The organism is Acidibrevibacterium sp., from assembly GCF_049965395.1.
GTDB lineage: Bacteria > Pseudomonadota > Alphaproteobacteria > Acetobacterales > Acetobacteraceae > Acidibrevibacterium > Acidibrevibacterium fodinaquatile.
Genome location: NZ_JBMFWJ010000016.1, coordinates 11680 through 34428, shown reverse-complemented (window position 1 = coordinate 34428; position 22749 = coordinate 11680). Strand labels below are relative to the sequence as shown.

Genomic DNA, 22749 nt, shown 5'->3' with positions numbered 1-22749 from the left:
TGCCAGAGTCCCATGAACCGTTCACATATCCGTGTTATGCAAACTGATTTTCTCCCGCGTGTTGCTGTCGCTTGCGCCGACGCTCCCGGCGGGGAGAACGGTGTGGCGAGGACACGGGTGATCTAGCGGCGCGGCGCGATGGCGGCGAACCCGGTCCGCGCGTCGTATCGGAGCCTTTCTTCCCGGCTGCTGTGGCTGACTTTGGCGATCGTGCTGCTCACCGAGGGGCTGATTTTTTTTCCGAGCCTTGGCCATGAACGCCGCGTCTGGCTGCAACGCCATGTCCGCGAGGCCAATATCGCCGCCCTCGCCGTCGCCGGCGCGCCGCATGGCCTTCTCGATCCTGCGACCCGCGACGATTTGCTGCGCCTTTCCGGCGACGAGCTGATCCGCCTTCATCGCGCCTCCGGGGTTGAGCTGGTGCTCGCGCCGCCAGAGGAGATCACACCGGTGGCGCGTTACGATCTCCGCCATGAGACGCAGCTCGCGAGCGTCGGCTATGCCCTGGTCGATCTGTTTCGCAGCCAGGATCGGCCGATCACCATCATCGGCAACAGCCCGCTGCGCCCCAAGACGGTGGTCGAGCTGATCATGCACGAACGCGAACTGCTCGACGTTCTGCATGACTATGCCTGGAGCATCGCCGGGCTGTCGCTGATCATCGCGGCGGTGACCGGGGCTTTGGTCTATTTCGCCATGCTCGCCTTGCTGGTGCGGCCGATCCGGCGGATTACCGGCTCGATCGTCGCCTTTCGCGCCGATCCCGAGCGTGGCGTGCCGATCGATGCCGAAGCGGTCAGCCTGCTCGGCGATGACGAGATGGCCGAGGCGGCGCGCGAGCTTGCCGATATGCAGCGCGAATTGCGCGCCGCGCTCTGGCGCAATGCCCGGCTCGCCGCCCTCGGCACCGCGGTCGCGACGGTGAGCCACGATCTTCGCGGCATCCTCGCCTCGGCGATGCTCGCCGCCGATGACCTGACACAGAATTTGGATGGCCGCGTGCGCCGCTCGGGCGAAATGGTGGTGCGGGCGATCGAGCGGGCGACCGAGATGGTGCGGCGCACCCTCGACTTCGCCCGCGAGGGACCGCCGCCGGTGACGCGCACCCGCTTTCCGCTGCGTTGGCTGATCGGCGAGGTGCGCGAGGCAATGCTGCCGGAGGCGGCCGGCTTCAGCATCGCCCCCTGTCTCGACGACGATCTCTTGATCACCGGCGATCGCGATCTGTTGTTTCGCGTTTTCGTCAATCTGCTGCGCAACGCTGCCGAAGCGGGCGCGGGGCGGGTGACGGTGAAGGCGAAAATGGTCGCGGGCGTGGTGGAAATCCTCATCGAGGATAACGGGCCCGGCCTGCCGGAGCCGGTGCGGCAGAATTTGTTTCGCCCCTTCGTCGGCTCCTATCGGCGCGGCGGCACCGGGCTTGGCCTTGCCATCGCCCGCGATCTCATGCGCGCCCATGGCGGCGACCTCGAACTCGCCGAAACTGGCCCCAACGGGACGATTTTCCGCCTGACACTGCCGAGCCAGCCAGAGGAAAGCACGCCGCCGGTCGCCGCGCGGCAATCGGCGACTCCCTGAAGCGCGGGGCGCACGCATTCTTGATCTGCGCGGCGCTGGGTCGCAAAATCGCCTGATCAGCGGGGGTAACGGCGAAGCGGCATGGAAACGGGATCATTTTGCCCTTGCGGCAGCGGCTTGCGGGCGGCGCGCTGTTGCGAGGCGCAAGCGTCAGCGCTCGCGCCCAACCCGGCCGGCTGGCGGCTCGATGGTCTCGTCGATCGTGCACGCAAAGCCGCCGCCGAGGGCAAGACCGAGGCGGCGCTCGCGTTGCTGCGCGACGTCCTCGAACTGGCGCCGGGGCGCGGGGATGCGCTGCTGTTACTCGCCCGGCTGCGTAAGGCGCGCGGCGAGACGCGGGCGGCCGAGACATTGCTTCAGCGCCTCGTCACGCTCGATCCCAACCATGTCGAGGCGACCCACGAACTCGCGCTGATCCTGTTTGAGCGCGGCGCCCTAAGCGAGGCTGAAACCGTCGCCCGCAACGCCGCGCGGATCGCGCCGCATCATCCGCAAACGCATAATCTCCTCGGTATGATCTTCACCGAGGCCAATCGCGCCTGGCTCGGCGAATATCATTACCGGCGGGCCTTGGCGTTGCGGCAGGCGCGCGACCCGATCCTGCTCGCCAATCTCGCCTGGAGCCTGAAACTCCAGGGGCGGGCGGCGGCGGCACGGGCGCTTTACGAGGAAGCCCATCGCGCCGCGCCGAACGAACTCAAAACCTTGCTCGGTTGGGCGGCGCTCGAGGAGGCTGACCGCGATTTTCCCCGCGCGCTGGCGCTGCTCGATCAAGCCGAGGCCTTGGCGCCGGGCAATCCTGCCGTTCGCCTCGCCCGCGCAACCTGCCTCGATCGCCAGGGGCAGGTCGAGGCGGCGCTGGCGCTGTTGGCCGGCGGCGAGCAAGGGGCGCTCGGGGCGACGGAATCTTCGCAAAAGGGCCGCCTGCTCGAGCGGCTCGGGCGCCATGCCGAGGCCTTTGCCGCCTTTGCCGCCGGCAAGGCGCAGGCCCGCGAACGCGGCGCCCCGACCTATCTCGCGCACGTGGCCGAGGATCTCGCGCGGCGCTTGCGCGGTTTTTTCACCGCTGAGCGGCTGGCGAGCTTGCCCGGCCCGCGGCCGCCCGCAGGCGGCGCGCAACCGCTTTTTATCCTCGGCTTTCCGCGCTCGGGAACGACGCTGATCGAGCAAATCCTGACCCGCCACCCGGCGATCGCCGGCGGCGACGAGCTGCCCTTCGTCAACGACCTCACGCAATCCCTGCCGCGGCTGCTCGATAGCACGCTCGCTTATCCCGAAGCCCTCGCCGAACTCTGGATGGCCGATCGCCGCGATGGCCTCTCGCTGCTGCGCGAGACCTATTGCCGCGCCGCGCGGCTGGCTGGCGTGCCGGAAGAGGGCGCTGCGGCGCGCTGGTTCACCGACAAGATGCCGCTCAATGAGACGCATCTCGGCCTGATCGCGTTGCTGTTCCCGGCATCACCGCTGATCCATCTCATCCGCCATCCCCTCGACGTGGTGCTGTCGGTGTTCTCCAACCATTTGACGCACGGCTATTATTGCGCCGCCGAGCTGGAGACCATCGCCCGGCATTATGTTTTGGTGATGGAGCTCGTGCAGCATTATCGCGGGCAGATGACGCTCCGCTACCTGCCGCTCCGCTATGAGGATGTGATCGCCGCGCCGGAGGCGAGTGTCCGCCGTCTGCTCGCGTTCATCGGCGAGCCATTCGACCCGGCGTGCCTTGCCTTTCATGAAAACCGCCGCCATGCGCGCACCGCGAGCTATGCCCAGGTGACAGAGCCGCTCTATGACCGCTCGCTCGGGCGCTATCGGCACTATCTCACCGAACTCGCGCCGGTGATCCCGATCCTCGCGCCGCTGATCGAGCGGCTCGGCTATACGATCGAGGGTGCGGCGTCGGCGGCGATGGCCAGGACGCTGCCGCCGGCGCCGACGCCGCCGGCCGAGACCTTGTCCGACGAAGAGGCCGCCGCCTTGCTCGGGCAAGCGGGCGAGCACGAGCAAGCCGGGCGTCTTGCCGAGGCCGAGGCGGCGCTGGCGCGGCTTTTGCCCGCCCGCCCCAATCACCCGCATGCCCATCACCTGATGGGGGTCGTCGCCTATCGCGCCGGGCGGATCGAGGCGGCGCTGGCGCACATGGAGCGCTCGCTCGCGCTCGCCCCCGATCACCCGCTCTATCTGCGCAATATCTGTGAACTCTATCGCGCCGCCGGCCGTCATGAGGAGGCACTGCGCAGCGGATTGCGAGCGGTCGCGCTGGCGCCGGACGATCCGCTGGCGCTCGGCAATCTCGGCATCATCCATTATAGCCGCCTCGAGATCGCCGAAGCGCTGGCCTGCGCCGAGCGCGCGCTCGCGCGCATGCCGGATCACGCCAACGCGCATTTCCTCCGCGCCGAGGCGTTGCTCATCAGCGGCGACTGGGCTGCCGGCTGGGAAGACTACGAATGGCGCTTCCGCCTGCCGGGCGCTGGGCGCGCCCTGCCCAAGACCGATAAACCGGTCTGGGACGGAACGCCCCTTCCCGAGGGACGGCTGTTATTGATCGCCGATCAGGGGTTTGGCGATGCGCTTCAGTTTTGCCGCTACATTCCCTTTGCGGCGGCGCGGGCCAAGGAAATCGTGGTTGCCTGCGGGCGCGAGATCATGCCGGTGTTGGCGCAGTTCCGAGAGGTTCGCCAGGTGGTTGATCGTTGGGAGGCGTGCGGCCCGTTTGACGCCTATACCACGCTTTCCGGCCTGCCGCGCCTGCACCGCACCCGGCCCGAGACCATCCCCGCCGACATCCCCTACCTCACCGCCGATCCAGCCCGCCTCGACCATTGGCGCGAGCGCCTTGCCTCGCTGCTGCCGGCCGGGTTCACGCGGATCGGCATCGCCTGGGCGGGACGACCAAGCCATAACAATGACCGCTATCGTTCGATACGGCTTGCGACCCTCGCGCCGCTCGCGCAGGTTCCTGGCATCGCGCTGGTCGCCTTGCAGAAAGGGGCCGCGATGGCCGAGATCGCCGATGATCGCGGCCCGGCGCCGCTGCTCTCGCTCGGGCCGGCGCTCAGTGATTTCGCCGATACCATGGCCGTTGTCGAAAATCTCGACCTCGTCATCACCGTCGATACCGCGCTCGGCCATCTCGCCGGGGCGATGGGCAAGCCGACCTGGATCATGTTGCCCTTCGCGCCCGATTGGCGCTGGCGCATGACCGGCACGGCCAGCGCTTGGTATCCGAGCGTGCGGCTCTTCCGCCAGGGGCATGAGCGGCAATGGCCGGTGGTGGTGGAAACGGTCGCGGCAGCGCTCCGCAGCCATCTCGGGCTGACCTGATGCATCGCCAAATTTCGCATGAGGGAGTTTATTGACGTATAGGTGAAACGCGGTCTAATGACCGTCACCAACGCATGCACGTGAATGGGCTAGCGAGGCGATAGGCGGGGAGGCGATAGGCGGGGAGGTGATGGGCGGGATGGAAACACAAAGCCGAGAGGGTACGGATTTCGCCGAGCGTACCCCCGAAACCCTGCCGGATTTGCTGGCCACCGCCGCGGCGCGGTTTGCTGCGCGCCCGGCGCTGTGGTTTTTGGGCCGGCGCTGGCGCTATCGCGATCTTGCCGAAATGGTCGATCGGCTTGCCGCCGGCTTGCAGCGCCTTGGTGTCGGGCCCGGGGTGAAGGTCGGGCTGTGTCTGCCGAACACGCCCTATTCGGTGATGTTTTTCTTTGCCGTATTCAAGGCTGGCGGCGTCGTCGTGAACTTCAATCCGCTTTATGTTGCGCGTGAAATCGCGGCACAAATGGCGGATTCCGAGACGGCGATCATGGTTGCGCCCGATCTCGCGCGGATACTGAACCCGGTGCTCGCGGCCGGCGCCAAGCGCGTCATCCTTTGTCCAATGCGCGCGATCCTGCCGCCGCTCAAGGCGCTGGCACTCACTACGCTGCGGCGGCGCGAGATTGCATCCCCGCGCGATGGGCGGATCATTCGGCTCGCAGCATTGCTGGCTCCGGGCAAACCCGCGCCGGTTCCGATCAGGGCGGATGACCTCGCGGTTTTGCAATATACCGGCGGCACAACGGGTGTGCCCAAGGGGGCGATGCTGAGCCATGGCAATCTCCTCGCCTGCATGCGCCAGACCCTCGCCTGCGCGCCCGACGTGACGCTCGGCGAGGAGCGCGTGCTCGCGGTGTTGCCGCTGTTTCACGTCATCGGGATGACGGTTTTGATGAACTGCTCGCTTGCGATCGGCGCGGAAATCATTTTGCTGCCGCGCTTTGAGATCGCTGAGCTGTTGCGCACGATCAAGCAAACGCGGCCGACGATCTTCCCGGCCGTGCCGACCATCGTGACCGCGGTGCTGGCCGCGGTGGCGCAGGGCCGCAAGGAAGACATTGCCTCGATCCGTGTATGGACCGGGGGTGGCGCGGCGTTTCCGGCGGAGCTTTGCGAGCGCCTCGCGGCCTTGACTGGCAAGCAGTTCATTGAAGCCTATGGGCTCAGCGAAACCTCCGGCGCCGCGGTCTCCAACACCAATTTCTCGCCGCTCAAACCGGGCTCGGTCGGCCGCGCAGTTGCTGACACTGTGATCGAAATTCGCGACCCGGAATATCCCGAGCGGCTCCTCGGTGTGGGCGAGAAAGGCGAAGTCTGCCTCCGTGGCCCGCAGGTGATGATGGGCTATTGGAAGCGGCCGGAAGAGACCGCGCGGGCCTTCATCAACGGGGCGCTCCGCACCGGCGATATCGGCTATCTCGATGAGGATGGCTATCTGTTTCTCGTCGATCGTCTCAAGGACGTGATCATCGCGGGGGGCTATAACATCTACCCGCGGGTGATCGAGGAAGCGCTTTGCCGACACCCGGCGGTTGCCGAGGCGATGGTGATTGGCGTTGCCGATAGCTATCGCGGTGAGGCGCCGGCGGCGTTCGTGACACTGCGTCCCGGCTATCGCTGCGATACCGACGAACTCAGCGCCTTTCTCGGTGATCAAATTTCCCGCATCGAGATGCCACGGGTGATCGAAATTCGGCAAACCCTTCCGAAAACCGCCATCGGTAAACTCTCGAAAATGGCATTGCGTGAAGAGCAGGCCCGCTTGCACGAAAGCGGCGGACGTGCTTAAAGTTTACGTCAGACAACTTCCGTATAGGTGATCTTGATGGCCAGCGTCCCGGCTGCTCCGTCGCATCCTGAACGGCTTTATACGGTCACGCAGCTCTCGAAAGAGATTGGCGTGACCCCGCGCGCCATTCGTTTTTACGAGGATAAGGGTCTCATCCTGCCGCGCCGCGCCGGCACCACGCGGGTTTATACCAATCGTGACCGCGCCCGCATGATTCTCATCCTGCGTGGTAAGCGTCTGGGATTTTCCTTGCGTGAGATCAGGGAATATCTTGAACTCTACGACATCGATACGAGCCAGGGTTCGCAACTTCGCCTGCTGCTGAAACTGGTGCGCGCCCGCCTTGCAACACTCGTCGAACAAGAGCGCGCGCTCACCGAAATCCTCGCCGAATTGCGTGAGGTGGAGCGCCAAGCGGTGGCGGCGCTCGAGGCCAAACCCCCGTCGCGCAAGCGCCTTGCCGGATGAGCGAGGCGTTTGACGATATGGCCATGACGGGAACCCCCGAAGGTTGGGATAGACACTGAGAAATCACGGATATGGAAAAAAAATCATGAGTGATGCCGTCATCGTCGACTATGCTCGTTCGCCGTTCACGCTGGCGAAAAAAGGGGCGCTCGCGCGTGTGCGCCCGGATGATCTCGCAGCGCAGGTGGTGCGCGGCTTGGTCGGCCGACTTGGCATCGATCCAGCGCTGATCGAGGACCTTATCCTCGGCTGCGCAATGCCCGAGGGCGAGCAAGGGCTCAATCTCGGCCGTCTCGTCGGGTTGCTCGCTGATCTGCCGATCACTGTCGCTGGTGTCACCGTCAATCGCTTCTGTGGCTCCTCAATGCAGGCGATCCACATGGCGGCGGGGCAGATCGCGCTCGGCGCCGGCGAGGCGTTTCTCTGCGCCGGGGTCGAAAGCATGAGCCGCGTGCCGATGATGGGTTTCAACCCGATGCCCAACCCGGCTTTGCACGCGAAAATGCCGGCGGCCTATATCAGCATGGGCGAAACCGCCGAAAACGTCGCCACCCGCTATGGCATCAGCCGCGCCGAACAGGAAGCGTTCGCCGCCGAAAGCCATGCCCGCGCCGCCCGCGCCGTGCGCGCGGGTCATCTCATGGCCGAGATCGTGCCGATCACGACCAAGGATGGACTTGTCGAACAAGATGGCTGCCTCCGTCCCGAAACCACCGTCGAAACCCTGGCGACGCTGAAGCCGGCGTTCCGCGCCGATGGCAGCGTGACGGCAGGCACGGCCTCGCCGCTTACCGATGGCGCGGCGGCAGTTTTCGTCTGCAGCGAGGCGTTCGCCGCGCGCCATCATCTCTCGCCTCTCGCGCGCATCCGCGCGGTCAGCGTCGCCGGTTGCGCGCCCGAGGTGATGGGGATCGGCCCGGTGGCGGCGACGAAGAAAATTCTCGCCCGCGCCGGTGTCACGATCGCCGATATCGATCTCGTCGAACTCAACGAGGCGTTTGCCAGCCAAGCGATCGCCTGCGCGCGCGATCTTGGCATTCCCGCGGAAAAGCTCAATCTCGATGGCGGCGCCATTGCGCTTGGCCATCCGCTCGGCGCGACCGGCGCGCGGATCACGGGCAAGGCGGCGTCATTGCTCAAACGCGAAGGCAAACGCTACGCCTTGGCGACGCAATGCATCGGCGGCGGCCAGGGTATTGCGACGCTTCTGGAGCGCGTGTGATGGAGGCGATCCGCAAACTCGCGGTGATCGGCGCCGGCGTCATGGGCGCAGGTATCGCCGCTCAGATCGCCAATGCCGGGTTTCCGGTGCTGCTCCTCGACATCGTGCCGAAGGATGGCAAGGACCGCAATGCGATCGCCAAAAACGCCATCGCCCGCATGATGAAAACCGAGCCCGCGCCGTTGATGTCGGCCGCTGCCGCGCGGCTGATCACGCCGGGCAACACCGAAGACGATTTCGACAAACTTGCCGAATGTGACTGGATCATTGAGGCGGTCATAGAAAATCTCGAGATCAAGCAGGCGCTCTATCGTCGCATCGATGTGGTGCGCAAGCCCGGTGCTGCGATCTCCTCGAATACGTCCACCATTCCGCTTGCCGCCTTGGTTGCGGGCATGAGCGAAGGGTTTGCCGCGCACTTCCTGATCACCCATTTCTTCAACCCGCCGCGCTATATGCGCCTTCTCGAACTGGTGACCGGCGCCGCGACAACGCCGGCCCTGGCCGAACGCGTCGCGGCATTCGCCGATCACGCGCTCGGTAAAACCATCGTTCCCTGCAAGGACAGCCCCGGCTTCATCGCCAATCGCCTCGGCGTCTATTGGATGCAGGTTGGCGTGCTCGCGGCCATCGATCTCGGTCTTACCGTCGAAGAAGCCGACGCGGTGATGGGACGGCCGTTCGGGATTCCGAAAACCGGCATCTTCGGGCTGATCGATCTCGTCGGCCTCGATCTCATGCCGCATGTCAATGCCAGCCTCGCTGAGGCGCTGCCAGCGAGCGACCCGTTCCACGCCGCTAACCAGGATGTTCCGCTGATCCGCAAGATGATTGCGGAAGGTTTTACCGGGCGGAAGGGAAAAGGCGGATTCTACCGGCTGCGGCGTGACGGCAGCAAGCGCATCAAGGAGGCCATCGATCTCGCCAGCGGTGACTATCGCGCCGAACGCACGCCAACACTGCCCGAGGAAGCAGCGCGCGACCCCAAAAAATTGCTGAATCGCAACGACAAGCTTGGCGCCTATGCCCGCCGTGTTATGGCCCACACGCTCGCCTATGCCGCGCGGCTGGTGCCGGAGGCGGCCGATGACATCACTGCCATCGATGAAGCGATGCGGCTCGGCTATAATTGGAAATTCGGCCCCTTCGAACTGATCGATCGGATTGGCGCGGCCGGCATGCGCGCGCTTCTTGCCGCCGAAGGCATCGAAGCTCCGGCGCTGCTGGCAACAGCGGCAGAGGCCTCAGGATTTTATCGTTTGCATGAGGCAAGGCCGCAATGTCTCGGCAGCGATGGCGTCTATCACGACATTCTTCGCCCGGCCGGTATCGTGCTGCTCGAAGACGTCAAGCGGGTTCGCAAACCGCTCATCAAAAACGCCTCGGCGTCGCTTTGGGATATCGGCGACGGTGTCGCCTGTCTCGAATTCACGACGAAGATGAACGCGCTCGATCCCGGCATCGTCGATCTCATCGCGCGATCGGTCACGCTGGTTGCAGAAAAATTCAAGGCGCTGGTGATCTATAACGAGAGCGGCAATTTCTCGGTCGGCGCCAATCTCGGCCTCGCCGCTTTCGCGGCCAATATCGCCGCCTGGGGTGAGATCGAGAAGACGCTGGCCGCCGGGCAGAAGGCGATGCTCGCACTCAAATACGCGCCGTTCCCTGTGGTCGCGGCGCCGGCGGGCATGGCGCTCGGGGGCGGGTGCGAAATTCTTCTCCACGCTGACGCCATCGTCGCTCACGCCGAGACTTATGCCGGACTTGTGGAATGCGGCGTCGGTTTGGTGCCGGGCTGGGGCGGCACCAAGGAAATGCTCGCGCGCCTGGCCGCCTCACCCGCCCTGCCGAAAGGGCCGATGCCGGCGGTGGCCCAGGTTTTCGAGATGGTCAGCACCGCGCGGGTGAGCAAATCGGCGCAAGAAGCGCGCGAGATGGGGATTCTTCGTCGCGGCGATGAGATCGTGATGAACCGCGAGCGCCTGCTCGCGAGCGCCAAGGCGCGGGCGCTCGCGCTGGCCGCCGATTATCGCCCGCCGGAGCCGCCGATTTTTGTGTTGCCTGGCCCGTCTGGAAAACTCGCGCTGATGATGGCGGCGGAAGGGTTTCATCGCCAGGGCCTGGCGACGGCGCATGATCTCGTGGTTGCCGAGGCACTGGCCGAAATTCTCTCGGGTGGCGCTGCCGATCCGCTGGCGCCGCGCGACGAAGAGGCGATGCTCGCTTTGGAGCGGGATGCCTTCATGCGTCTCGTCCGCACCGAGCCGACGCTCGCGCGCATCGCGCACACGCTCGAGACCGGCAAGCCGCTTCGCAACTGATCGTCGCAGGGGACAATCGCCATGCAAACCTACAAGGCACCACTTCGTGACATGCGTTTCCTGCTGCACGAAGTTTTCGACGGCACCGCTCTCGCATCTCGGCCGGGCGAAGAAAGTCTGGCGCCGGATCTCATCGACAGCATTCTCGAGGAAGCCGGCCGCTTCGTCGAAGAGGTGCTGGCGCCGCTCAATGCATCCGGCGACGAGGAAGGCTGCCATTACGAAAATGGCGTCGTGCGCACGCCGAAAGGATTCAAGGCTGCGTATGATCTTTTCCGCGAGGGTGGCTGGACGGCGCTTGCTTGTGATCCCGAGTATGGCGGCCAAGGTCTGCCCGAATGCGTGAACAAGCTCGTCGAGGAGATGATCTGTAGCGCCAATCTTTCCTTCAGCCTCTATCCCGGGCTTTCGCGCGGCGCCTATCAGGCGTTGCGAGATCACGGCACGGAAGAACTGAAGCGGCGCTTCCTGCCGAAACTCGCGAGCGGCGTCTGGAGCGGCACGATGTGCCTCACTGAACCGCATTGCGGCACCGACCTCGGCATGCTGCGCACCCGCGCGGTGCCGCAAGAGGACGGCAGCTATCTGCTCTCGGGCAACAAGATTTTCATCTCCGCCGGCGAGCATGATCTGACCGAGAACATCATCCATCTCGTGCTCGCGCGCCTTCCCGACGCGCCGGCCGGCAGCCGCGGCATTAGCCTGTTCCTGGTGCCGAAATTCCTGCCCGACGAGCAAGACCGGCCGGACGCGCGCAACGGCGTTCTCTGCACCGCGATCGAACACAAGATGGGCATCAAAGCCTCCGCAACCTGCCAGCTTACTTTCGAGAATGCCAAAGGCTGGCTGGTCGGCGCGCCGCATCGTGGTCTCGCGGCAATGTTTACGATGATGAACAGCGAGCGGCTTTCGGTGGGCATCCAGGGTCTTGCGATCGGGGAAGCGGCCTATCAGAGCGCCGTTGCCTATGCCCGCGAGCGTATCCAGGGGCGTTCGCTGAGCGGGACGAAAAATCCTGATCAACCGGCCGACCCGATCATCGTCCATCCCGATGTGCGGCGCATGCTGCTCACCATGCGCGCCTATGCCGAAGGCTGTCGCGCCCTCGGGCTTTGGGTCGCGCAGGCGCTCGATACCATCGAGCGGAGCGCGGAGCCGGCGGCCCGCGAAAAGGCGGAAGATTTCACCGCGTTGATGACGCCGATCGTCAAGGCGCTGTTCACCGATCTTGGCTTCGAGGCCGCCAATCTCGCGGTTCAGGTTTATGGCGGCCACGGCTATATCCGTGACCATGGCGTCGAGCAATATGTGCGCGATGCGCGGATCGCGATGATTTATGAGGGCACCAACGGCATTCAGGCGCTCGATCTCGTCGGACGCAAATTGGGCGCGCATTACGGGCGATTGCTGCGCGGATTTTTCCATCCCGTCGCGGCGTTCATCGCCGCGCACAAGGAGGATGCGGCGATCGGCAAGATGGTCCATGGGCTGGAAAAAGCCTTCGGTGCCCTGCAACTCGCGACCGCCCATATCGCCGAAGCGGGCATGCGCGATCCCGAGGAAGCGGGGGCTGCGGCGAGCGAGTATCTCCGCCTTTTCGGCCTCGTCGCGCTTGGTTTCATGTGGGCGCGGATGGCCAAAACCGCTGCGGCCAAGCTCGCGAACGGCGCCGACGAGCCAGCATTTTATCACGCGAAGCTCACGACCGCCCGCTTCACCATGGAGCGCCTCCTGCCGCAGGCAGGCGCGCTCTATCTCGCCATCAAATCCGGCAAACACGCGATGATGGCGCTGGAGGAAGCGGCGTTCTGATCAACTGAACAGAAGTGTTCTTTTTTGAAAAAAGAACCAAAAAACTTTTCCTCTGTGGCGCATCGGCTATTCCGAGAGGCCGGGACAAAAGTCTTTTTGGTTCTTTTTCTTCAGAAAAAGAACGTATTGATGCGCATTTTCGTTTGTGAATTCGTGACCGGCGGCGGGTTCGCGGGTGCGCCGATCCCGGCTGGCTTGCGCGCCGAAGGGGAAATGATGCTGCGCGCTTTGCTCGCCGATCTCGCGGCCGTTCACGGGGTTAGGCTTCGCGTTTGCCGTGATGCGCGGCTTCCGGCGTTCTCCGTTCCGGCCGAGACGGCCGCCGTCGAGGCCGGCGCCTTTTGGGACGTCGTGCGGGCAGAAATCGCGGCGGCAGAGGCGTTCTGGCCGATCGCGCCGGAAAGCGATGGCATTTTGCTGCGGCTCTCCGCAATGGCGCGGGGAAAAATTCTTCTCGGGTCATCGCCAGACGCGGTGCGGCTCTGCACGAGTAAGACCGCGACCACCCGGCATCTCGCGGCGCACGGTGTTCCGACTGCGCCCGCCCTCGCGCCCGGGATTGCGGCGCCGCACGGCGCCATCGTCAAGCCCGATGACGGCGCCGGTGCCGAAGGCGTGCGGTTTTTCGCCGATCCCGCTGCCGCATTGGCCACCGCGCGCGGCGCGCCCGGCCTGATCGCGCAGCCTTTCATCGCGGGCGCGCCGGAAAGTCTTTCGCTGCTCTGCAACGCTGGTGAGGCGACCCTGCTTTCGTGCAATCGTCAAATGATTGCACGCATGGGCGACGAATTTCATTACGGTGGCTTCGTGGTCGGCGGCGCGGAGGAAAAGCGCGCGCTTTATACTCCGCTCGCCGCCGCCATCGCCCGCGCCATCCCTGAATTGTTCGGCTATGTCGGCGTTGATCTCATCGCGGCCTCTTCCGGCCCGGTGGTGCTGGAGATCAATCCGCGATTGACCACCAGCTATGCCGCCCTGAGCGAGGCGCTTGGCGTCAATCCGGCCGCCAAGGTGCTCGCGCTTGCCGCAGGCGGCGATTTGCCGAAGTTGCAGCCGGCGCGCGCGGTGACGCTCGCTCTTGCGCCCTGATAGTTTGCCCCGCCGATTATTCCCGCGGCATTGTCTTGGCGAGCGCGGGCGCCGCCGAGGTCGCCGCGAACCACGCGGCAAGGCGCGGATGGCCGGGGCGCCAGGGCTCATCGGCGAAGCGGAAATCGAGATAGCCGAGGGCGCAGGCGATGGCGATGCTGCCGATATCGAGCGATGGTCCTGGTGGCTCGGCCTCGAGCGCCGCGATCGCGCGGGCGACGACCGCTTTCTGCTCCGCGAGGGTGGCGTCACGCGCGGCCTCACGCGGCTTTGCCTGCTCCATCCGCCGCCCGACCGCCGCATCGAGAATCCCATCCCCGAGCGCTTGCAATTTCAGCGCATGCCAGCGCGCGGCACTTCCCGGGCGGGGAAAGAGCGGCGGCGCATCGCCGATGCTGTCGAGATATTCGGCGATCACCGGGCTGTCATAGAGCGCCACGCCATCTTCGGTAACGAGGCATGGCACTTTCGACAGCGGGTTCGCAGCAAGCAGGGCCGCCGGCCGTTCGTGCGGGTTGGTCCGCACCGTTTCGATTTGCCCATCGATGTCGCGGGCGATGGCGCAGGCCATGACCTTGCGGACATAGGGGCTGGTCGGCGAATAGAAGAGTTTCATGACGCGGCCTCCGGGTGATTGGTCTCAAAAATTGTCCTTGCGTGCGCGCAACGCGCCGAGGGCTTTCGCATCGGCGGCGCGCAGGAAGGGGTTGGTCGCGCGTTCCTCTGCAAGCGTGGTCGGCACCGTCGGCAGGCCCGCCGCGCGCAAGCGCTCGATTTCATTGATCCGGTCCAAAAGCGCCGGGTTATCGGGATCGACGGCGCGGGCGAAGCGGGCATTGCTCAAAGTATATTCGTGGCCGCAGCAGACCAGCGTCTCGTCCGGCAGTGCCTTGAGCTTGGCGAGGCTCGCGAACATGTCCTCAGCCGTGCCTTCGAACAAGCGCCCACAGCCGAGCGAAAACAGAGTGTCGCCGCAGGCCAGAACCGCGCCATCGGCGAAGAACCAGGCGATATGGCCGCGGGTGTGGCCGGGGGTTGCGATCACCCGGCCGCGCGCCGCCCCTAGCGCGACGGTCTCCCCCTCATCGAGGGCGATATCGAGCGTCGGCAGGCGAGACGCGTCGAAGCGTGCGCCGGCAACCGGGCAGCCATAGCGCGCGCGCAGCGGTTCGGTCGCGGCGACGTGATCGGCGTGGTGATGGGTGAGGAGAATGAGATCGAGCCGGCCGCCGCGCGCCTCGATGGCGGCGATCAGCGGCTCTGCCTCGGCGGGATCGACGAGAGCGAGGGCGCCGGCGTCACCGTCCTGCAAGAGCCACGCATAATTGTCCTTGAGGATGGGAACCGGGGTCGCGTGAACTGCCATGCGTGAGATGTATAACGGTTCGGCGCCGGTTTCCAGCTATACTCGCGCGATGGCGACCGATGCGCATGCTGCGGCGGAGTTTTACGCGAGCGCCCAAGGGGCGGTGGTGGCGCGGCTGTTGCGCGCCCGGCTGCTGCGCTTTTGGCCAGTGGCGGAGGCGCGCGGCGCCTCGATTCTCGGTCTTGGCTATGCCGCGCCCTATCTTCGGCTGTGGCGCGAGGAGGCAGCGCGCTGCATCGCGGCGCTGCCGGCGCAGATCGGTGCCGCTGCCTGGCCGGCGGCGGCGCCGGGGCTCTCCTGCACCGTCGAGGAGGAGGATCTCCCTTTCGCCGATCTCAGTTTCGACCGCGTGCTGCTGGTGCATGGGCTGGAGGCGGCGGAGAATGCGCGGCGGCTGCTGCGCGAAGTGTGGCGGGTTTTGAAGGATGACGGGCGGTTGCTGGTGGTTGCGCCCAACCGCGTCGGCCTTTGGGCGCATGTCGAGACAACCCCTTTCGGCCAGGGTCAACCCTATTCGCAGGGGCAGATCGGCCGCCTGCTCGCCGCCTCGCTGTTTCACGTGACACGGCGCGATACGGCGCTCTACCTGCCGCCGGCCCGTTTGCGGCTGCTGCTCCGCGTCGCGCCGCTGATCGAACGGGTCGGGCAGCGCATCGCGCCGGGCTTCGCCGGGCTCACGTTGAGCGAGGCGGTGAAGGATGTCTATGCCGCGATCCCGAACCGCCCCGTCCATCGCCGCCGCCTGGTGCTGGCGACGGCACCCCTGCCGCGCTCGTCCGCGGCGCAGAGAGGGGCTGATGGCGGCCAGAGGGCGGCGCTGCGATGATGACGCAAAATTTCATGCATTTTTGCCGCGATAAGGCGTAGCCTAGCCGGCAGCGGGGTGTTGCCGCTCGGGTATTTCGCCCCGTTTGCACGGGAGAAACGGCCATGACCATTCAAAATCCGGTCGTCTGGAGCTGGCAGTATATCCGGACCTCGTCGCGCGCCCTCGGTGCGGTTCCAGCAAACGACTATTGGCAGGAAAGCAATGCCGGGCGCGAGGTGGTGATCAGACGCATCACGCTCGCCGATCTCCGCGCCGCTTTGATCAGTGGGGTTGCGGATTTTGCCGCGAACCGCACCGATGTTTTGTTTCTCTGTCTGATCTATCCGGTGGCGGGGTTGATTCTGGAACAGGTGATGTTCGGCCGCGGCGCGGTGCAGATCCTGTTCCCGCTGGCCTCGGGCTTTGCCATTCTCGGCCCGTTTTTCGCGCTCGGTCTCTACGAAATCAGCCGCCGCCGCGAGCGTGACGGCACCGCCGCGTGGGCGGATGCCTTCCGTGTCCTCGGCTCGCCGGCGATCGGGCGCATCGCCCTTCTCGGCGCCGCGCTGATCGTGATTTTCCTGCTCTGGCTGGTGCTCGCCCAGGTGATCTATAGGGCAACGCTCGGGGCCTATTACGGGTTGGACATGCCGGCGCCGACGCTCGCGCAATTCCTTCACGACGCGCTGACGACGAAGCCGGGTTGGGCGATGATCGCGATCGGCATCGTCACCGGGTTCTGCTGTGCCGTGGCCGCGTTCCTGATCGGCGTCATTTCCTTCCCGCTGCTGCTCGACCGCGATGCCAGCCTCAATACCGCGATCGCGACCTCGATCCTCGCGGTCGCCGCCAATCCCGGGCCAATGGCGGCATGGGCGGCGATCGTCACCGGGCTTTTGGTCCTCGGCTCGCTTCCCTTCCTCGTCGGGCTGATCGTCGTCTTGCCGGTGCTCGGGCATGCCACCTGGCATCTCTATCGCGCCCTGGTCGCGCGCCCGCGCCGCGCGTAAGCTCGCCTTGCGCCACGCCGGCGCGAACGACGCGGGAGGATGCGCATATGGGTGAACAGCAACGCTGGCGGCAGCGGCCGCCGGGCTCGACCTGGGGCGATTTCGGGCCGGATGACGAGCGCGGGCGGCTCAATCTCATCACGCGCGAGAAGGTGTTGCAGGGTATAGGCGAGGTGCGCGAGGGGCGAAGCTTCTGCTTGAGCCTGCCGCTCGATTATCCCGGCGGCAACGTCCTCAACCCGCGTCGGCATCCGCCGCGTCTTGCCCCCACCGAGCGCGGCGGCCGGCCGAACATGAATTTTCCGCTGAACCGCGAGGATCCGCGCTATACCGACATCGTTTCCGACGACCAAGTGATGCTGACACTGCAATACTCGACGCAATGGGACAGTCTCGCCCATGTCGGGCAGATGTTCGATGCCGACGGCGATGGCGTGCCCGAATTCGTCTATTATAACGGGTTTCGCGCCGGCCGCGATGTCATCGGTCCGATCGATTACGCGCATGGCGATGCGCCGGTCGCCGCGCGCTCCGGGGCTCGCCGTCTCGGCGTCGAGAATATGGCGGAAGCCTGTATTCAGGGTCGCGCGGTGATGATCGATCTCGAGGCGCATTTCGGCCGCGCCCGCACCCTCGTCGGCTATGACGCGTTGATGGCGGTGATGGCGAAGGATCGCATCATTGTCGAGCCGGGGGACATGGTCTGTCTCCACACCGGCTTCGCCGCGATGCTCCTCGAAATGAAGGGCAATCCCGATCCGGCGCGGGTGCATGACGCGTGCGCCGCCCTCGATGGGCGTGATCCGAAATTGCTCGCGTGGATCACGGAAAGCGGTCTTGCCGCCTTGATCGCCGATAATTACGCGGTGGAGGCGGTGCCGGCGCGGCCGTGCGAGGAGGATCATTGCGCTTCGCTGCCGCTCCATGCCCATTGCCTGTTCCGGCTCGGCGTCAATCTCGGCGAATTATGGCATTTGAGCGAGCTTGCCGCATGGTTGCGGGCCGCCGGGCGTTCGCGCTTTCTGCTCACCGCGCCGCCGCTTCGTCTTCCCGGCGCGGTCGGCTCGCCGGTGACGCCGATCGCGACGGTCTGAGGGCGCGGCTTGGCACGCGATCTGCTGCGCTCGCGGCGGTTCTGGCCGTTTTTGCTGCTACAGGCGTGTGGCGCGCTCGCAGACAATCTCTATAAAAACGCGATCGCCGTGCTCATCATCGGGCAGGCGGGCGCGGCCGGGCCGGTGCTGGTCGCGGCGGCGGGCGGGGTGTTCATTCTGCCCTTCCTGCTGTTTTCCATCCCCGCCGGCGTGCTCGCCGACCGCTACGACAAGGCGCGTCTGGTCCGTCTCGCCAAGCTTGCCGAGCTTTTGCTCATGCTCGCCGCCGCCGGCGCGCTGGTGTCACGAAATCCCGCCGCCCTGCTACTGGTCTTGTTCGGATTGGGGGCGCAGGCGGCGTTTTTCGGGCCGATCAAATACGCGATCGTGCCGGAATTGCTGACCGCCGAGGTCGTGCCGGCGGCGACCGGATGGATCGAGGCGACCACTTTTTTCGCCATCCTCATCGGCACCGTTGCCGGGGCGGCGCTAATGGCGGCGCCAGCGGCGGTTTGGCTGGCCGGCGGCGCGGGGGTGGTTTTGGCCGCGATCGGACTTGCCGCGGCACGGTTGTTGCCAGCGCTCGCGGCGGCGGCGCCGGAGAGCGTCGGCGCGCCTGGCCTCTGGCGCGAGACGCGAGCCCTTTTTGCGGCGGCGCGTTTGGTGCCGGAAATCTGGGCGGCGATCCTCGGATTGAGCTGGTTCTGGGCGGTCGGCGCGGTGTTCATCACCGAATTCCCCGCTCTCGCGCATCATGTTTTCGCCGCTGGCGCCGATTTGGTGGCGCTGTTCTTGGTGGCGTTCGTGCTCGGGGTCGGCGCGGGTTCGGTTGCGACCGGCCGCCTTGCCGGCGGCGGCGCTCAGCTCTGGCCGGTGCCGTGGGCGCTGCTCGCGATGGCGCTGCTGATCGGTGATTTTGCCTTCATGATCCATCGGTTCGGGCTGTTCCCCCGGGGGCAGAGGGTCCGGCAGATTCTGGCGACTGTCGCGGGCTGGCACGTGCTCGCCAACCTGTTTTTGATTGCCGCCATGGGCGGCATGGTCTCGGTGCTGCTTTATGGCGTGTTACAGCGGGCGCCGGCGGCGCTGCGCGCTCGGCTGGTCGCCGCGAACAATGTTCTGAACGCCGCCTTCATGGCGAGTGCGGCGCTGGCGCTGATGGGGCTGCATGGGCTCGGCCTCGCGCCCCCGGCGATTTTCACTGCCCTCGCGGCCTTGGCGCTCGCCGTCGCCTTGGTATCGTTTCGCGTTATTGACAAAACCGCGAAATCGTCACGATGCGTTGATGTGACGGACGCCTCCGGCTAACACGGGTCGGCAGGCGCAACGTTGATGTTCGGGGAGACGATGCCATGGCCCAAACGGCGGCGGCGAAGCGTGACGCGGCAAGGTTCAGTTGGCTGCGGGCGCTTTTGTTCACTCTGATCCTGGTCGGGCTGGTCTCGGTTGCGGCCGGGGAGGATTGGAAATTCGACGTCGCAGCACTTGCGATCTGTGCCACGGGATTCGGTTTTTTCTTCCTCGCCTTTTCCGGCGGGATGCATTTCGGCATCACGTTTGCCAATTTTCTCGCGGTTTATGCGTGCACCTTTTTTTTCTTCCGCGAATCAAATTTTCCGAAAGCCAGTCACGGGCCGGCGATCATCGCGCTCGCCATGCCGGTCTTGGTTTTTCTCGGCGCCTGTTTCGTGCGTTTTCGCCAGATCAACGCGGTGCTGCATGCGCGCCGGCGTCGCGAAATCACCGCGCTGCCGGCACATTGGCGCTGGATCCCGGGGGTCGCCGCGGTTGGCGCCGCGACGTTCGCGCTGCCACGGCTGCATCTCGCCGCGAGCGACCAAGAGGTTGCGCTGCTCGTCTCGATGGCGGTGGTGTCGGGGTTCATCGCCTATGCGGCGCGCGACGTCGTTTTGCTACTCAACGATGTCGCGCTGATTTTTGAGGGGGTCGCGCATCGCATCGACCGGCTGATGATCCCGATGACCGCGTTCATGACACTTTATTCGCTGCTCGTCGTCGTGTTCGCTTGTCTTTACCGGCTCGCCGAAATGAGCGCGGAGACGCCGCAATTTCTTACCGATTCGGCCGATCATTTCCTCTCTTTCGGCGAGGCGATGTATTTCAGCATCATCACCCTGAGCACGGTCGGCTATGGCGATATCGTGCCGGTCGGGCAATTGGTGCGGCTGCTCGCCGCCGGGCAGGTGATCGTCGGTTTGCTGCTGCTGCTCTTCGGCTTCAGCGAGATCGCCCGCATGAGCGATGAGGAGCGCGCGGCGCCGCCAGCCGCGCCGAAACTGCCGGATTGATCATCGGCGCGGCCGCTCGGTCGCATCGTCGAACAGCACCCGCGTCGCGGCGCCCTCAAGATCGTCATACTGGCCCGAGCGCAGCGCCCAGAGAAAAAGCCCGAGCCCGCCAGCGCCGAGTGCGAGGCAGATCGCGATGAGATAGATGAGAACCGTCATCGGCGCTGCAGCCGCAAACTGTTGAGCACGACCGTGAGCGACGACGCCGACATCGCCGCGGCGGCAAGCCAGGGGGTAATCGCGCCGGCCATCGCCAGCGGCACCATCACCAGGTTGTAGCCGAGGGCGAGCCCGAGATTTTGCCGCATCACCGCCCGCGCCCGCCGCGCGAGCGCAAGGACATCGGCGATAACCATCAGCGAGCGCCCCTGGAACACGACATCGGCGACCGTCTGCGCGAGATCGGTCGCGCTGGCGGGGGAGGCCGACACCGTCGCCGCGGCGAGCGCCGGCCCGTCATTCAGCCCGTCCCCCACCATCAGAACATGCCCCCCCTCGGCGCGGAGATCATCGAGCAGACGGCATTTCGCCGCCGGCGTCAGCTCGGCATGGGCGCGCGCGATCCCGAGCGCGCCCGCTATCCGCGCCACCGGGGCGGCGCGATCGCCCGAAGCGAGTAGGATGTTGAACCGCTGGCGCGCGAGCCAAGCGACGAGAGACGCCGCCCCCGCGCGCGGCGCCTCGGTGAAAGCGAAGCGATAGGGCGGCGCGCCCGGCCGGGTGAGCCAGATTTCGGCGCTGTCCGCCGCCGGCATTGGCTGCGGGGAAATCGCTTGACAGAAATCGCGACTGCCGAGGCGAATCTCTCCCTCCAGGCAATGCAGCGTAAGACCAGCGCCGAGATGTTCGCGGAGTTCGCCCTCAGGCAAAGCGGCGCCAGGCAGCGAAGAAGCGAGCACGCGGGCGAGCGGATGGCGGCTCGTGCCGGCCAGCCCCGCCGCCAGCCGCCAAGCGCTGGCATCGCGTTGGCTCTCCGGTGTCAGGCTGGGGCAGGTCAGAGTGCCGGTCTTGTCAAACACTACCGTATCGACGCTCGCGAGCCGCTCGAGGGCGGTCGCCGATTTCAGCAGCACGCCAGCGCGAAACAGCCGCGCCGCCGCCACCACCTGCACCATCGGCACCGCGAGCGCGAGAGCGCAGGGGCAGGTGATGATGAGTACCGCGCTCGCGATGGTGAGGCTGGTGCCGAGCGAGGCGCCGCGCCACAGCCACCACATGAGGAAACTCAAGAGCGCCGCGCCATGCACGCCCGGTGCATAGAGCCGTGCCATCCGGTCGGCGAGCGCAACATAGCGCCCGCGCGCCTCCGCCGCCTGCTCGATCAGGCGTGCCGCTTCGGCGAGCACGGTCGATTCCCCGGCGCGTTCCACCCGCACCACCAGCGGCGCGCCGAGATTGAGGCTGCCGGCAAAAACCCGCGCCCCGGGCGCCGCCGCGACCGGGTCCGATTCGCCCGTGATGACGCTGGCATCGAGGCTCCCTTGGCCGCGCAGGATGACGCCATCGGCGCCGACGCGCTCGCCAGCGCCGATGATGATCATCTCGCCGGCGCCGAGCGTCTCCGGCGCACGCCGCTGCTGGCTGCCATCGGCGGCGAGAACCGTGACCTCGCGCAGCCGGAGCGCCAGCAAATGCGCCGCCGCCGCCTGTGTCTGTCCGCGCGCGCGCTGATCGAGGACGCGCCCGAGCAACAGGAAGAACAGCAGCATCGTCGCGCTCTCGAAATAGGTCTCGCCGTTGGCGGCGAGGAGATCGGCGAGGCTGAGCCCGGTGACGACGAGGAGACCGAGGCTGATCGGCACATCCATGGTAACACGCCGGCCGCGCAGAGCGCGCGCCGCCGCGCGGAAAAACGGCATGCCGGCATAGGCGATCGCCGGCAGGGCGATTAGCGCCGAAATCGCTTGCAGGAGCGCGCGCGTCGCCGGCCCCATGCCTTGCGCGAGGCCTGCCCAAACCGCGAACGCGAGCAGCATGCCGTTGCCGGCGGCAAATCCGGCCACCGCGAGCGGGCGGAGCAGCGCGCGCACGGCGCGGTCATCGGTGGCGGTGGCGCAGGAGGGGTCGAACGGCACCAGCCGATAGCCGAGCGCCTCGACCCGCTCGACCAAGTGTGCCGCCGCCTCGGCGCCGCCGCGAAAGCGCAGTCGCAGCCGCCGCGTCGTCATGTTGACACGGGCGGAAATCACCGCCGCCTCGCGCGCCAGCATGTTTTCGATCAGCCAGACGCAGGCACCGCACTGCACACCGTCAACCGCGAGATCGATCTCGCTCGCGCCATCGGCGGCGGCGCGCAGAAAGCGCGTGACATCGGCTTTTATATCCGCCTCGGGGCGCGGCGGGCGGGCGCTGGGGTCAAGCCGCCGGGCGGTGTAATACTGGTCAAGCCCCAGCCCTCGGATGATCGCGAAGGCACTTGCGCAACCGGCGCAACAAAAGCGCTCGCCCGCCGCCTCGCCAGCAAGCGCCAGCCCACAATGCGCGCATTTCGTGCCCGCGGGGGAAAGCGCCGGCGCGGCGGCACGAAAATGGCGAGGAAGGGCGTTCATCCGC

Annotated in this window: 17 protein-coding genes; 13 read left to right on the top strand and 4 right to left on the bottom strand. The window is 66.1% G+C overall.

Features of this window, described 5'->3' with window-relative positions; translation table 11 throughout:
* The first annotated feature begins 138 nt into the window (after window positions 1-138).
* The 8 genes from ACP5M5_RS07005 (at window position 139) to ACP5M5_RS06970 (ending at window position 13609) form a co-directional block, all read left to right on the top strand.
* Window positions 139-1578, top strand: coding sequence for a sensor histidine kinase (locus ACP5M5_RS07005; protein ID WP_427936405.1), 1440 nt, complete (start codon window positions 139-141; stop codon window positions 1576-1578).
* A gap of 81 nt (window positions 1579-1659) precedes the next feature.
* Window positions 1660-4905, top strand: coding sequence for a sulfotransferase (locus ACP5M5_RS07000; RefSeq protein ID WP_427936404.1), 3246 nt, complete (start codon window positions 1660-1662; stop codon window positions 4903-4905).
* A gap of 139 nt (window positions 4906-5044) precedes the next feature.
* Entirely contained in the window at window positions 5045-6697 is a 1653-nt protein-coding gene (locus ACP5M5_RS06995) for an AMP-binding protein (protein ID WP_427936403.1), read from the top strand.
* 36 nt (window positions 6698-6733) lie between these two features.
* A complete protein-coding gene (locus tag ACP5M5_RS06990) occupies window positions 6734-7165 on the top strand; it encodes a MerR family transcriptional regulator (RefSeq protein WP_114910792.1) in 432 nt (143 codons plus the stop codon).
* 85 nt (window positions 7166-7250) lie between these two features.
* Entirely contained in the window at window positions 7251-8387 is a 1137-nt protein-coding gene (locus ACP5M5_RS06985; protein ID WP_427936401.1) for a thiolase family protein, read from the top strand.
* The gene (locus ACP5M5_RS06980; RefSeq protein ID WP_427936400.1) at window positions 8387-10708 is read left to right on the top strand and encodes a 3-hydroxyacyl-CoA dehydrogenase NAD-binding domain-containing protein; all 2322 of its coding nucleotides are present in this window, start codon (window positions 8387-8389) and stop codon (window positions 10706-10708) included. The genes ACP5M5_RS06985 and ACP5M5_RS06980 overlap by 1 nt, the downstream gene beginning before the upstream one ends.
* Before the next feature lie 21 nt (window positions 10709-10729).
* Window positions 10730-12520, top strand: a complete 1791-nt coding sequence (locus ACP5M5_RS06975; protein WP_427936399.1) for an acyl-CoA dehydrogenase C-terminal domain-containing protein — start codon at window positions 10730-10732, stop codon at window positions 12518-12520.
* 129 nt (window positions 12521-12649) lie between these two features.
* Window positions 12650-13609: an ATP-grasp domain-containing protein gene (locus tag ACP5M5_RS06970; RefSeq protein WP_427936397.1), complete on the top strand. Its 960-nt coding sequence runs from the start codon at window positions 12650-12652 to the stop codon at window positions 13607-13609.
* 16 nt (window positions 13610-13625) lie between these two features.
* On the opposite strand, the gene ACP5M5_RS06965 is transcribed toward ACP5M5_RS06970, so the two are convergent.
* The gene (locus tag ACP5M5_RS06965) at window positions 13626-14225 is read right to left on the bottom strand and encodes a glutathione S-transferase N-terminal domain-containing protein (RefSeq protein ID WP_427936395.1); all 600 of its coding nucleotides are present in this window, start codon (window positions 14223-14225) and stop codon (window positions 13626-13628) included.
* Between the two features lie 24 nt (window positions 14226-14249).
* On the bottom strand, window positions 14250-14975 hold the full coding sequence (gloB, locus tag ACP5M5_RS06960) for a hydroxyacylglutathione hydrolase (protein WP_427936393.1): 726 nt from the start codon (window positions 14973-14975) through the stop codon (window positions 14250-14252).
* Here gloB and ACP5M5_RS06955 point away from each other — a divergent pair.
* From ACP5M5_RS06955 to ACP5M5_RS06935, 5 genes are all read left to right on the top strand, one after another.
* Window positions 14974-15801 (top strand): class I SAM-dependent methyltransferase, encoded by an 828-nt coding sequence (locus ACP5M5_RS06955; protein WP_427936392.1) that lies wholly within the window; start codon window positions 14974-14976, stop codon window positions 15799-15801. The two genes, gloB and ACP5M5_RS06955, sit on opposite strands and share 2 nt — an antisense overlap.
* A gap of 104 nt (window positions 15802-15905) precedes the next feature.
* Window positions 15906-16793, top strand: a complete 888-nt coding sequence (locus tag ACP5M5_RS06950; protein WP_427936391.1) for a DUF2189 domain-containing protein — start codon at window positions 15906-15908, stop codon at window positions 16791-16793.
* Window positions 16794-16840: 47 nt separating this feature from the next.
* Window positions 16841-17887: a cyclase family protein gene (locus ACP5M5_RS06945; protein WP_427936390.1), complete on the top strand. Its 1047-nt coding sequence runs from the start codon at window positions 16841-16843 to the stop codon at window positions 17885-17887.
* Window positions 17888-17896: 9 nt separating this feature from the next.
* Window positions 17897-19195 carry an MFS transporter gene (locus ACP5M5_RS06940; protein ID WP_427936389.1) on the top strand — a complete coding sequence of 433 codons (1299 nt, stop codon included), beginning with the start codon at window positions 17897-17899 and terminating at the stop codon, window positions 19193-19195.
* A gap of 44 nt (window positions 19196-19239) precedes the next feature.
* Window positions 19240-20196, top strand: a complete 957-nt coding sequence (locus tag ACP5M5_RS06935; RefSeq protein ID WP_427936387.1) for a potassium channel family protein — start codon at window positions 19240-19242, stop codon at window positions 20194-20196.
* Here the strand turns inward: ACP5M5_RS06935 and ccoS are convergent, their stop codons facing one another.
* Together ccoS and ACP5M5_RS06925 are read right to left on the bottom strand one after the other, a co-directional pair.
* Window positions 20197-20355 (bottom strand): cbb3-type cytochrome oxidase assembly protein CcoS, encoded by a 159-nt coding sequence (gene ccoS, locus ACP5M5_RS06930; protein ID WP_427936386.1) that lies wholly within the window; start codon window positions 20353-20355, stop codon window positions 20197-20199.
* Complete coding sequence (locus ACP5M5_RS06925; protein WP_427936385.1) at window positions 20352-22745, bottom strand: heavy metal translocating P-type ATPase; 2394 nt, start codon at window positions 22743-22745, stop codon at window positions 20352-20354. The genes ccoS and ACP5M5_RS06925 overlap by 4 nt, the downstream gene beginning before the upstream one ends.
* Between the last annotated feature and the right edge of the window lie 4 nt (window positions 22746-22749).